General features: G+C 68.4%; 7 protein-coding genes and 2 pseudogenes. 5 read left to right on the top strand and 4 right to left on the bottom strand.

Annotated features, from left to right (window positions below; genetic code table 11):
* The 3 genes and pseudogenes from AB0I18_RS49790 to AB0I18_RS49780 form a co-directional block, all read left to right on the top strand.
* A pseudogene (locus AB0I18_RS49790) lies at positions 1-316 on the top strand (sigma factor-like helix-turn-helix DNA-binding protein); the annotation flags it as partial.
* A 138-nt stretch (positions 317-454) separates the two neighbouring features.
* The gene (locus AB0I18_RS49785; protein ID WP_363112488.1) at positions 455-844 is read left to right on the top strand and encodes a metalloregulator ArsR/SmtB family transcription factor; all 390 of its coding nucleotides are present in this window, start codon (positions 455-457) and stop codon (positions 842-844) included.
* Complete coding sequence (locus tag AB0I18_RS49780) at positions 841-1341, top strand: SRPBCC family protein (RefSeq protein WP_363112487.1); 501 nt, start codon at positions 841-843, stop codon at positions 1339-1341. The genes AB0I18_RS49785 and AB0I18_RS49780 overlap by 4 nt, the downstream gene beginning before the upstream one ends.
* Before the next feature lie 362 nt (positions 1342-1703).
* Here AB0I18_RS49780 and AB0I18_RS49775 read toward each other — a convergent pair whose 3' ends face one another.
* From AB0I18_RS49775 to AB0I18_RS49765, 3 genes are all read right to left on the bottom strand, one after another.
* Complete coding sequence (locus AB0I18_RS49775) at positions 1704-2669, bottom strand: glycoside hydrolase family 6 protein (RefSeq protein ID WP_363112486.1); 966 nt, start codon at positions 2667-2669, stop codon at positions 1704-1706.
* 104 nt (positions 2670-2773) lie between these two features.
* Positions 2774-4822 (bottom strand): non-reducing end alpha-L-arabinofuranosidase family hydrolase, encoded by a 2049-nt coding sequence (locus AB0I18_RS49770; RefSeq protein WP_363112485.1) that lies wholly within the window; start codon positions 4820-4822, stop codon positions 2774-2776.
* Between the two features lie 49 nt (positions 4823-4871).
* A complete protein-coding gene (locus tag AB0I18_RS49765; RefSeq protein WP_363112489.1) occupies positions 4872-6506 on the bottom strand; it encodes a glycoside hydrolase 43 family protein in 1635 nt (544 codons plus the stop codon).
* Between the two features lie 489 nt (positions 6507-6995).
* Between AB0I18_RS49765 and AB0I18_RS49760 the strand changes: the two are divergent.
* Both AB0I18_RS49760 and AB0I18_RS49755 read left to right on the top strand, forming a co-directional pair.
* Positions 6996-9655, top strand: a pseudogene (locus AB0I18_RS49760) (Tn3 family transposase); the annotation flags it as partial.
* A 186-nt stretch (positions 9656-9841) separates the two neighbouring features.
* Complete coding sequence (locus AB0I18_RS49755; protein WP_363112484.1) at positions 9842-10060, top strand: hypothetical protein; 219 nt, start codon at positions 9842-9844, stop codon at positions 10058-10060.
* A gap of 320 nt (positions 10061-10380) precedes the next feature.
* Here the strand turns inward: AB0I18_RS49755 and AB0I18_RS49750 are convergent, their stop codons facing one another.
* Positions 10381-11637, bottom strand: a complete 1257-nt coding sequence (locus tag AB0I18_RS49750; RefSeq protein WP_363112483.1) for a beta-ketoacyl-[acyl-carrier-protein] synthase family protein — start codon at positions 11635-11637, stop codon at positions 10381-10383.
* Between the last annotated feature and the right edge of the window lie 397 nt (positions 11638-12034).

Raw genomic sequence — 12034 nt, 5'->3', positions numbered from 1 at the left:
GGAGACGCTCGCGCCGACCGAGCGGGCGGTGTTCGTACTGCGTGAGGTGTTCGCCCTGGAGTACGACGAGATCGCGGAAGCCGTCGACAAGAGCCTGGCCGCGGTCCGCCGGATCGACCGCCGGGCACGCACACGTCGCTGCGCGTCGGCCGCGCGGACCCGCTCCCCGGCCGGGCCCCTGGACGCCCTCGATGCGTTCCAACGGGCGGCCGAAACGGGCGATTTGTAGGTTCTGTTCGACAGACTCGCGCTGGATATCGTCTTTCTGGCCCACGGTGGCGGCATCAAGCAGGCCGTACGTCGGCCCGTCGCGGGGCCGACGAGGTGGCCCGTCCGGGGCCTCGGAATCGCGCGCAACGGGCAGCGTGACCCGCTCGTCGCGGTGATCGGGGGTGGTGCCGCGGATCGGCCCTAACGCTCCGGAATCCGTAACCGATGAGTTACGCTTTAAGGCATGGACGGTGTGGCTCATGCGATCGCGGATCCCGTACGCCGGGACATCCTCCTGATGCTGCGCGGCACCACTCTTACGGTGGGCGAGATCGCGCGTCGCTTCGCCATCAGCCGTCCCGCGATCAGCCGTCACCTGCGCGTGCTGCGGGAGCGCGGTCTGGTTCGCGACGAGCTCGCGGGCAGGCGCCGGATGTACACGCTGACCCCGGAACCTCTGGGGGAGCTCGCCGAGTGGATCGCCCTGATCCGCGAACCGGCCGGCCGGGCCAACGAACCGGTCGGCTGGGACCACCGCCTGGACGCCCTCGAGACCGAGGTCCGCCGCACTCGCCGCGAACGGGGCGCGGGCTACTCGGCACACCACGGAGAACGTACGGAGGACACCGCGTGAAACGATCACCCATCGTCCGGCTCGTGCCCACCGCCGACGGCGACGACCTGGTCCACACCCGCACCTTCGGGGCGCCCATCGACGACGTCTGGGCCAGCGTCACCGAACCCGAGCGCACGGCACGCTGGTTCGGCCCCTGGGAAGGCGACGCCGGGCCAGGTCGTACCGTCCGGGCCCGGATGGCGTACGAGGAAGGCGCGCCCTGGTGCGATCTGCTCATCGAGGTGTGCGAGCCTCCACGGCGCCTCGCCGTCTCCATGTCCGACGAGGCGGGGGACTGGCACATGGAGCTGCGGCTGTCCGAGTCGGCCGGGACGACGGAACTCCAGCTCGTCCACCACCTCACGACCACGAAGGGAATCGGCGAGATCGGACCGGGCTGGGAGTACTACCTCGACATGCTCGTCGCCGCACGCGACGGCACCGAAGCACCGAGCTTCGACGACTACTACCCCGCGCAACGGGCCCACTTCGAGTCCCTGACCGCTGGCCCCTGACCACCGGTCCCTGATCGCGAGCCCTGGCTCACCGGGGGCCCGCGCAAATCAACGACCGAACACGAGGCGACCTGGTGTGACCCGCGCGCTGCCGTCTTCTGGAGGCCGTCGACCAAGTCGGCCAGCGGTTCCAGGCCGACGATACGCCGGCTCTCCCGCCGGAGCTCTCGGCACCGCCGAAGACCGACGGCCCGACGAGGTGACGATCCGGCTCGTCAGATTCTTCGCAGTGGCGGCGGCGTTGCTCTCCATGACGGACATCCTCGCGGGGCAGAACCCCTGATCTCGGATGTCCGTCAAAGCGGATCAAGCCCACTCTCGCCCCTGACCCGGTATCGGAACTGCGCCCGAGTGGTCCCGGATCAGTAGCCGTAGATCATCTTGTAGGCGACTTCGGGGAGGAACTGTCCGGCCGAGGAGCCGGTTCCGGCGCCGCAGTTGCCGTCGGACTCGCCCGGGACCTTGATCCACAAGAGCATTTCGGCGCCTCCGCCCAACTGGGTGGGGGTGCCGATACGGCGGCCCGTGGGGTTGCACCACTGGCCGTTGGAGCCGTTGCCGTTGCGGCTGGTGTCCACGACGAACGGCTTGGTGTAGCCGTAGCGGGCGCGCAGTTCACTGTTGACGGCGTTGCCGTACGAGGTGTTCTCGGCCGTGGTGAGGTAGTTGGAGACGTTGAGGGAGAAGCCGTGGGCCTGTCGGAGGCCGGCTTCGTGGAGGCGCTGGGCCATGGTCGCTGCGCCCGCCCAGGCCGGGTTGCCTGCGTCGAGATAGACCCAGGTGTTGGGAGCCTGGCGGTTGAACTCGGCGAGCGCGCCGGTGAGCATGGTCTCGCGTTCGTCGATCTGGGCCTGGTTCATGCAGCCGTAGTCTCCGAGGGAGTCCGGTTCGAGGACGACGACGGCCGGGCGGCCCGCGATGCCGCCCGCGAACTGGGCGATCCAGTTCCTGTAGGCGGACGGCGAGGAGGCTCCGCCCGCGGAGTGCCCGCCGCAGTAGTCGCGGTTGTAGATGTTGTAGGCGACAAGGATGGGCAGCTTGTCCTGGGCGTCCGCGGCGCCCGCGTACGCGCCGGTGGCGGTGCCGATGGTGCCGCTCCAGGAGCCGAACCAGCGGGCCGTCGGGGTGTTGGCGATGGAGGTGTTGATCGCGATTGTCCGGCCGTCGCCGGGGTTGGCGGCGGCCCACCGCTTGGCGCTGGAGTCGGGGTCCACGTAGAACCCGTTGGTCATGGTCGTCGGGTCGGCCGCGTGGGCGGTCGGTGCGGCGGCGAGTGCCAGTGGCAGTGAGGAGAGCGCTGCTGCCAGGGCGAGCAGTCTGCGGCGCATGACGGTACCTCGGTTTTCTGACAGGGATGTGTCCGATGGGTGGCGGTGAGCGTGAGGAGTGTGGGGAGCGTCTCCATCGGGAGCGCTCCCCGTGGCACGGTCGGTCAGCAGGTGGAGTTGGTCTGGGTGAGGAGGCCGAGCCGCCACGGGAGGGTGTTGTAGTCGCCGCCCGCGTTGGGGTTCATGCCCTGGTAGAGGTACTGGAGCCGGCAGGAGGGGACGGTGAGTGTCTGGTCGTAGCCGGCGCGGATCATCTCGCCGTGGCTGATGTCCCGGGTCCAGGCACCTGAGGGGAAGGTGACGTTGCTCGACTTGGCGAACGGGTTGCTCTCGGACGCGGCCAGCGGTGACCAGGAGCCGGCCAGGCTGGTGGAGGTCCAGGAGCGGAAGTAGCGGCGGCCGTCCGATCCGATGGCTTCGACGAGGAGCAGGTACTGGTTGGTGCCCTGCACCTTGTAGACGTTGCTTGCCTCGAAGAGGGCGTACTTGGAGTCCTGGGCGGCGATGACGGTGTTGCTGAAGCCGTTGGGGAACTGGCCGACGGTCGTCTGGGAGCGGTACAGATGCCCGTTGTCGTCGGAGGAGAACAGGTAGCAGTTGGCACTGTCGCAGATCACCCACATGTCGACCCAGTAGCCGTTGCCGATGTTCTGCTTGATGATGTCCGGCATCGACGAGTAGAAGTTGCGCGGTGCGCTCCACCCGTTCGGGTTGCTGATGTCGGGGTTGGTGGAGTACGACGCGTTGCCGGTCTGGTAGACGAGGTACCACAGGCGTTGGGGCGCGTTGTAGAAGACCTGCGGTGCGGCCCGGTAGCCGGACCCGATGGCGGTGCGGTCCAGGTAGTGGTGTGTGGCCGAGCCGGCCTGGGACCAGTCGTTGAAGTTCAGGTAGACCAGGTTGTAGCCGGAGGAGCTCGCGGTACTGGCGAACACGTGGTACTTGCCGTTGTACTGGACGACCGTCGGGTCCTTGATGCCGGCGATGTTGTGGGTGGCATCCGACTTCGGTGCGATCAGCGGGCCGCCGGAGCTCCAGCGGAAGGTGGAGGGGAGGGCGGCGGCCGACTTGGCCGAGCGAACTGCCCTGGTCTGTGCGGTGGTTGAACCGCTCGATGCGGTGGGGGTGCCGCCCAGCGTGGTCAGCGCCGCGTTGTAGGCCGACTTCTTGTTGCCGTTGCGGTCGAACAGCAGTGGGTTCTCGCTGCTGCGCCAGGAGTCGCTGTCGCGGATGCCCCAGACCGTGATACCGGTGCAGCGCGCCACGTTCATACAGGCCCTGACCGTGTTCGCGTACGCGTTCGGCGCGGCCTGCGCGATGTCCAGTTCGGTGATCTGGACGTCCACGCCGAGGGCGGCGAAGCTCGACAGCGTCGTCTGGAAGCTGCCGGGGGGACCGCCGGCGCCGAAGTGGGCCTGGAGGCCGACGCAGTCGATGGGCACGCCGCGTGCCTTGAAGTCGCGGACCATGCGGTAGACGCCCTGGGTCTTGGCGGCGTTCCAGTCCTCGATGTTGTAGTCGTTGTAGCAGAGCTTGGCCGACGGGTCGGCTGTCCGAGCCGTGCGGAACGCCTGTTCCAGGAAGCCGTCGCCCAGCACGTCACGGAAGACCGAGCTGCGGAGCTGGCCGCTGGAGCCGTCGGCGAAGGCCTCGTTGACCACGTCCCAGGAGTGGATCCGGCCCTTGTAGCGGTTCGCCACCGTGGTGATGTGGTTGTTCATCACGCCGCGCAGGGTGTTCGCGTCCCTGATGGAGCTGACCCAGCCGGGCAGTTGGGAGTGCCACACCAGCGTGTGGCCGCGTACCCGCTGGCCGCGGGCCGTCGCGCGGTTCACGATCTGGTCGGCGGCGCCGAAGGTGAACTGTCCGCGGGAACGCTCGGTCGCGTCCCATTTCATCTCGTTCTCGGGTGTGACCGAGTTGAACTCGCGGTCCAGGATGCCGGTGTACGTGCCGTCGCCGAGCCGGCCTGCGGCCACGGCGGTTCCGAAGTAGCGTCCGGACTGGGCCGCCTGGGCGCCCAGGGTGGAGGCCCGAACGGTGTCGGGCGCGCCGGTCGCGCCGGTCGCGGTCCCGGGTGTCGCCAGGACGGTCGCGGCCAGTAGGCCCAGGATCGAGGCTCGGCGTCGGCCGAGCCGTTTCAGCGGGTTCATGGTGCTCCTCGTGGGGTGGGGGGTGCGTTGGTGCGATCGGTGGACCTCGTCAGGGCGTAGTCAGCTCGAACCGCAGGACGCGGACCGCGCCGCCGAGCGCCTGGGTGGCGTGGTTGAAGAGGGCGAACCGGTAACCCATGAAGAACCGCCAGTCGTTGCCCAGGGAGAAGGCGGGCCCGAGGCGGGTGAAGGTGATGCCGTCGGTGCTGTAGGAGAAGGTGCCCGGGCGTGCCGCGCCGGGACGGATGTCGGCGTTCGCGCGCAGCCAGAGGCGACCGCCCGGCGCGGCGGCGCCGGCCCGCTCCGTGCCGGTGCCGGTGGTGTTCCAGTTGGCGTCCATGGTCAGCCCGTCGACCATCACCACCCGGGTCGTGCCGCCGTCGCGCTTGAGCCCGATCCAGGCGGAGGAGTCACGCAGCAGGGCGAGTCCGGCCCGGTCGCCGTCCCGCATCGCCGAGAAGTCGAGCTGGATGGTGGCGGTGGAGGTGGGGCCTTGGATCCGGTGGGTAAGGGTGTTGCGGGCCCAGTAGAGGTCGTTGGTGACCGTCGCGGTCCGCAGGGTCAGGCCGTTGTTCACCGACCACTTGGTGGTGTCCGGGTTGTGGTTCCACTCCCATCTCGGCTTGAGGATCGTGCCGTCGAAGGTGTCGACGCCGATCATGGGGGTGACCGGGCGGGGTGGAGGGGGCAGGGCCGGGCTGGGATACGAGGTGCCCCATGCGCCGTTGACGAGTTGCAGGACGGGCCAGCCGTCCGCGGTCCAGGTGACCGGCGCCAGGGCGGGCATTCGGCCGCCGGGGTAGGCGTCCACGAAGGCCAGGTAGTACCAGGCGCCGGTCTGCGTCTGTACCAGTCCGCCCTGGTGCGGCACGCCCCCGCCGGGGATCGGCCCGCGCAGGTCGAGCAGGACCTGGCGCAGCGTGTACGGGCCGAAGGGGCCGCTCGACGACTTGAGGATGTACTGGCCGTTGGCGGGACGGGTCAGGAAGATGTAGTACTGCCCGTTGATCTTGTAGAAGCGGGCGCCCTCCAGCGTGCCGATACTCGACGGTGTCGTGAACACCTGCTGGGTGCGGACCTGGGTGCGGCCGTCGGGCGAGAGCTGGGCCACGCTGATGGTGGTGTTCCCGTACGCCACGTACAGCGTGTCGTCGCTGTCCACGAGCAGCCCGGCGTCGTAGTACGGCGTGTTGATCGTGGCGAGCCTGCTCCAGGGGCCCTCGGCGGCGGTGGCGGTGTAGAGGTACGTCCGGGCGAAGTCGATCTGGCCGAGCCAGTAGAAGGTCCTGTTGCTCGGCCGGTAGGCCAGCGATGACGCCCAGATGCCCCGGACGTAGCCGCGGGCGCCGTTCAGGTCGTACTTGGCGCCGAAGTCGAGGGTCGGTACCGAGTGGCCGGCGATCTCCCAGTTCACCAGGTCGTACGAGCGAAGGACGGGGGCGCCCGGTGAGTAGTGCATGGTCGAGGCCGAGGCGTAGAAGGTGCCGCCGACGCGGATGACGTCAATATCCGCGAAGTCCTGCCAGATCACCGGGTTGGTGAAGGCCGCCGCAGGCGCGAGGGCCGGCTCTCGGGCGGAAGCGGTGCCGGGGGCCGTTGTCGGAGGGAGTAGGACACCGGCGGCCAGGCCGGTGGCGGCCGTCAGCGCGCGGCGACGGGGCACTGGTTGATGAGTCCATGACATCTGCATGTGTGGCGTTCTCCTTCTGGGGCCCAGCCGTTGGCGGTTGGAGTTGTCCGGAGGTGCCCTGCTGGTTCACGCGGAGCGGCTGCCGCGTATACGAGATGTCGAACGCGGATCGGCATGCCGAGCAATCTGGATGATAGGGGGCTGGCCAATCCCGTCAATACCTCTCGCATGAATCGCAGAAGGCCTCGAAACATTCGAAGACGGTTGAGACCACTTCGTCGTAGATCAATCGCCCGAATGGTGAAGATATTTCACCTTCTGTGAGCCTGCATGGCCAGATCGTGGGGGCGGCGCGGTGATGGGTGTTGACATGCTTGGTGACCTCCTTAGTATCTGTGAGGCCCTAGTTTCCGAATGATTGAAGAAATTTCGAACCGCCCGTCGCCCGCCCTTCCGTGATCCATTAGCACAAATGATCTTTTGCGTACGGGTGTTCGCTCAAAGGGCCACGGTCGCTCGCGGGCAGGTGGATACGTCCGCCGCATGCCAGTCGAGTTCTGAACTGATGAGGAAGCTGAGGCGTACGGGAAGTTCGCCGAGGAGCCGACGCAGCCCGAGCTGGAGCGGTTCTTCTTCTTGGACGATGTGGACCGGGATCTGATCGCGCTGCGGCGTACGCAGCATCACCAGCTCGGGTTCGCGCTCCAGATGTGCACGGTGCGGTACGTGGGCCTGTTCCTGGGCGAGGAACCGCTGGATGTGCCGTGGCCGGTGGTGGAGCACCTGGCCGGGCAGCTGGGCATCAAGGACCCCTCGTGTGTGAGCGGTACACGGACCGGCGGCAGACGGTGTACGACCACGCGTGGGAGATACGTGAGGCGTACGGCTACCACCTGTACGAGGACCACGACCAGGGCCGGAAGTTCCGGGCGTTCCTGCACGGGCGGGCGTGGACCCATGCCGAGGGGCCGAAGGCGTTGTTCGATCACTCGGTGGGCTGGCTTCGCCGCAACCGGGTGCTGTTGCCGGGGGTGAGTGTGTTGGCCCGGCAGGTCGCCGAGGTCCGCGGGGTCGCGGAGAGGCGGCTGCACGCCGCGGTCGCCAAGGCGGCCGGGCGGGCGGATGCGGCGCTGCCCGGGGACCTGGTGGCAACATTGAAGACTCCGGAGGGCAAGCGGGTTTCGGAGCTGGAGCGGATGCGCCGGCCGCCGACACGGACCACGGGTACCGCGATGAAGGGCGCGTTGCAGCGGGTCGACGACATCGCCGCCTTCCAGCTGGGACGGGTGAGACTGGAGCAGATCCCGCCGAACCGGCTGTCCGCGCCGGCCCGGTACGGGCTGGGCACCAAGGCCCCGAAGCTGGAGCGGACCCCGGAGCCCAAGCGCACTGCGATGCTCACCGCGGTGATGCGCCACCCGGAGGCCAAGGCGATCGACGACGCCCTGGACCTGTTCGAGATCCTGATGGCAACGAGGCTGATCAGCACCGCGAAGCGGTCCACGGACAAGCAGCGCCTGTCCACTCTGCCGCAGCTGGAGAAGGCATCCCGGATCGTGGCCAGGGCGGCGACGGTGGTCATCGAGGAGCTGGAGCTCATCGAGGAGACCGGCTGCGATGTGGACGTGGCAGCGATGTGGCGGGCGCTGGAGGAGGTCGCGCCCCGTGCGGCGCTGTCCAGCGCGGCGGTCACGGTGGTGAGCCTGGTGCCTGAGGACGACGACGCGGCGGAGACGGCGCTGCGCGGGCGCTGCGCTATAACACCGTCAAGCCGTTCCTGTCGCTGCTGGGCGAGACGCGGCGCTCGGGGCCGCAACCGGCGGGACGCGCATCCTGGCCGGCGCGAAGCGACTGCCCGCGCTGTCGCGGCGGAAGGTGGGCGAGAAGCCGCTGCTGCCGCGGAAGGTCGACGACAAGCTCGTGCCGGCGCACTGACGCAAGGCCGTGTACGCGAATGCCGAGCTGTCCCAGGGGGCGGTGGACCGCGACGCGTACGTGGTCTGCGTCCTGGAACAGCTCTTCCGGGCCCTCAAACGCCGCGACATCTACGCCTCCCCCTCGCATCGCTGGTCCGACCCGCGCGCCCGCCTGCTCCAGGGCAAGGGCTGGGAGGCGGTACGCGAGGACGTCCTGGCCGGGCTGAGACTGGACGAGAACGCCTAACAGCACCTCAAGGAACTGATCGAGGTCCTGGACGCGACATGGAAGCAGATGGCCGAGCGCCTCGAAGAGGCCGGCCCGGACGCGAAGATCAGTTTCGAGATGCAGCCAGGCGGGCGGGCGAAGCTGAACGTGGAGAAGCTCCACGCCCTGGGCGAGTCGAAGTCGCTGAACCGGCTGCGCAAGAGGGTCGAGGAGATGCTCCCCAAAATCGACCTGCCGGACCTTTTGTTCGAGGTACACGGCTGGACCGGGTTCCTGGACGCCTTCGTGCACCTGGGCGACGGCAAGGCCCGCATGAAGGACCTGACCACCTCGGTCGTCGCCCTGCTCGTGAGCGAGGCGTGCAACATCGGCATGACCCCGGTCATCAACCCGAACTACGAGGCGCTCACCCGCGCCCGGCTGGTCCACGTCGACCAGTACTACCTGCGCGGCGACACCATCGCCGCAGCGAACGCCGCGCTGATCGAGGCCCAGGCCCGGGTGCCGATCGTGCAGTTCTGGGGCAAGGGCCTGCTCGCCTCCGTCGACGGCCTGCGCTTCGTCGTCCCCGTCCGCACCATCAACGCCGGCCCGAGCCCCAAGTACTTCGCGAAGAAGAAGGGCATCACCTGGCTGAACGCCATTAACGACCAGGTGATCGGCATCGGGCAGATGGTGGTGCCCGGCACCCCGCGCGACTCCCGGTTCATCCTGGATGCCCTGCTCAATCTGGATGGCGGGGTGAAGCCGGAGATGGTCGCCACCGACAACGCCTCCTACTCCGACATGGTGTCCGGCATCTTCGAGATGTTCGGCTGCCGCTTCTCCCCGCGCTTCAAAGACCTCGAAGACCAGCGGTTCTGGAAGACCCAGATGCCCGGCGCCGAGACGGTGGGGGGTACGGGCCGCTAGAGGCGCTGGCCCGCAACAAGGTGAACGTGAAGCAGGTGCTCACCGCCTGGCCGGACATGCTGCGGGTGGCCGGCTCCCTGGTCACCAACCAGGTACGCGCCTACGACCTGCTGCGGATGTTCGGCCGCGAGGGCCACCCCACACCGCAGCCGGTCAGCGGCCTGCGCCCGCTGCGCGACCCGGACGCACCCGACCTCGACGATGACGATGACGGCACCGACGAATGACCCACAGGCCGCCGCGCCCGGCGCGGCGGGCGGCCGACACCTGGGCGGCGACGGGTCGTTGAGCACAGCATGGCGAAATGCGGTTCGAGGAAGTCCACCGGCAACGTGGCGCATGAGATGGTCCACGAGCTGGCGATGGCGACGCTCCACCTGCTCGCCGCGAGGAGGCAGCTGCATGGGGCCGAGTCCTGCCCTTCGACGCCCGCCCTGATCGAGATGTGCGACCTGCTCCAGGGACACGTCAGCGAGATCCGCGCACTCCTGGTGGCCTTGGGAATGATGGACGAGGACCTTCAGACGCTGCTGAGCGGCGCCACCGAGTAGGGGGTCCGGGTGGGAACGGATCAGGGAACCGGTGTTGCTGACAGAAGTTGATAGGCGCTGATCCGGCCCCCAGAGACGACATCGCCCGGGAACGCTGAAGCGCTCCGGGCAATGTGCGTGAGCGGCAGCGACAACGTTACCGGGAGAGCCGCAGGTCCCAGCCGTCGCCGGCGCGGTTCAGGGTGTGGGTGTAGGCGGCGGGGCGGGCCAGTCGGCTTCCCGTGGGTGAGATTGCCGGGCGACCTGACCATCAGCGGCAGCGTGGGAGTGGAGTGAACCTGCTGGTCATGGGCAGATCCATCACCCGCGGGCGAGGCCGTTCAGGAAGCGATGACCAAGGTGGCGTTATGGCCGCCGAAGCCGAAAGAGTTGCTCAGGGCCGCCAGTGGTCCTTGAGGAAGTTGGCGCGGTGATCCGGTCACTATGTCCAAGCCGATTGCGTCGTCGGTCTCTTCTGCGTTGAGGGTCGGGGGCACGACGCGGTGGTAGAGGGCCAGCAGGGTGGTGATCGCCTCGACGGGGCCGGATCCGCTCTGCAGGTGTCCGATCATGGACTTGGGAGCCGAGACGGCGATCTGGTCGGTGTGGGCGCCGCACACACGATGTAGGGCGCGGGCTTCGGCGAGGTCTCCGGCCGGTGTGGAGGTGGCGTGGGCGTTGACATGGGCGATGTCGGTGACCGACAGGCCGGCGTCGGCGAGCGCCCGGGTGATGGCTTTGGCCGCACCGAGTCCCTCGGGCTGCGGCTGGGCGATGCGGTGCCCGTCGACAGACATTCCGATACCGAGGATCCGGCCGTAGACCCGGGCACCGCGGGCGCGGGCATGGGCCTGCGACTCAAGGATCACGATGCCCGCGCCCTCGCCGAGCAGGAAACCGTCCCGGCTCTTGGCGAAAGGGCGGGAGGCACCCTGCGGGTCGTCGTTACGTCGGGAAAGGGCACGCATGGCGGCGAACCCGCCCAGGCCGAACGGGTGGATCGGCGCCTCGGCGCCGCCGGCGATCACGACGTCGGCCCGGCCCAAGCGAATCATGTCCGCCGCCAGCCCGATGGCCTCGGCCCCCGAGGCACAGGCGCTCACCGGCGCATGGGCACTGCCCTGGGCGCCGTACTGGATGGCTATCTGCGCCGCCGAGCTGTTGGGCAGCAGGGAGGGCACCGCGTAGGGCGACATGTGCTTCCAGCCCTTGGTCTGGAGCGTCTGATGCGCAGCGAGCATGGTCTCTACGCCGATGGTGGTGGAGACCGCGACCGAGAGCCGCTCGGTGTCCAGCTCCGTAGCGGTATCGAGGCCGGCGTCCGCCCAGGCTTCGTGTACGGCCATCAGCGCCAGCTGTGTGACGCGGTCCATCCGGCGCGCCTGCGCGGGCGGGAGGGCTGCCGCGGGGTCCACGGCCGCGGGTGCGGCGATCCGCACAGGCAACTCATGGGCCCACGGTTCGTTCAAAACCCGGGCTCCTGACCGGCCTTCTAGCATGCCCTGCCAGCTGGAGGTGACGTTGGCGCCCAGGGGCGTGACCGCTCCGAGTCCGGTGACCACGACATCCGACGCTCCGGCGGAAGCTTTCTCTACCACGATCTTCCTCATTCAGTTATCTGTTTGGCCAAATGGGTAAAGCTGCCTGAACGTCGCAAAATGGGGGCTGTCAGGTGGAGTTGGGTCGCAGTCGTCTTCCGCGTCGTAGAGGTGCGGGCCCAGCAGGGTAGCCAGAGTGTGCAACGTGGCCTCCAGCTCCAGTTGTTCGATGGCTCCCGGGCGGTAAAACTGGCTATGGCGACGCGTTTTGGGACCACCGAGGCGCCTCGAATCGGCCCCAATCTGCGAAGATCACCGCCAGCGAAGACGGCTTGAAAACAGTCCTACTTGGCCCTCCGAGCCGGTCACGGGCGGGGCCGATGCAGGTTGCCTCGGAGCGGGCTTCACATTTCGGGGCCTGCTGGAATCGCCTCGGTGGGGTCGGAAGAAGTCGCCC

This window comes from Streptomyces sp. NPDC050704 (assembly GCF_040654355.1).
GTDB lineage: Bacteria > Actinomycetota > Actinomycetes > Streptomycetales > Streptomycetaceae > Streptomyces.
The sequence above is the reverse complement of the archived record's forward strand: the minus strand, read 5'-3'. Positions and strand labels throughout refer to the sequence as shown.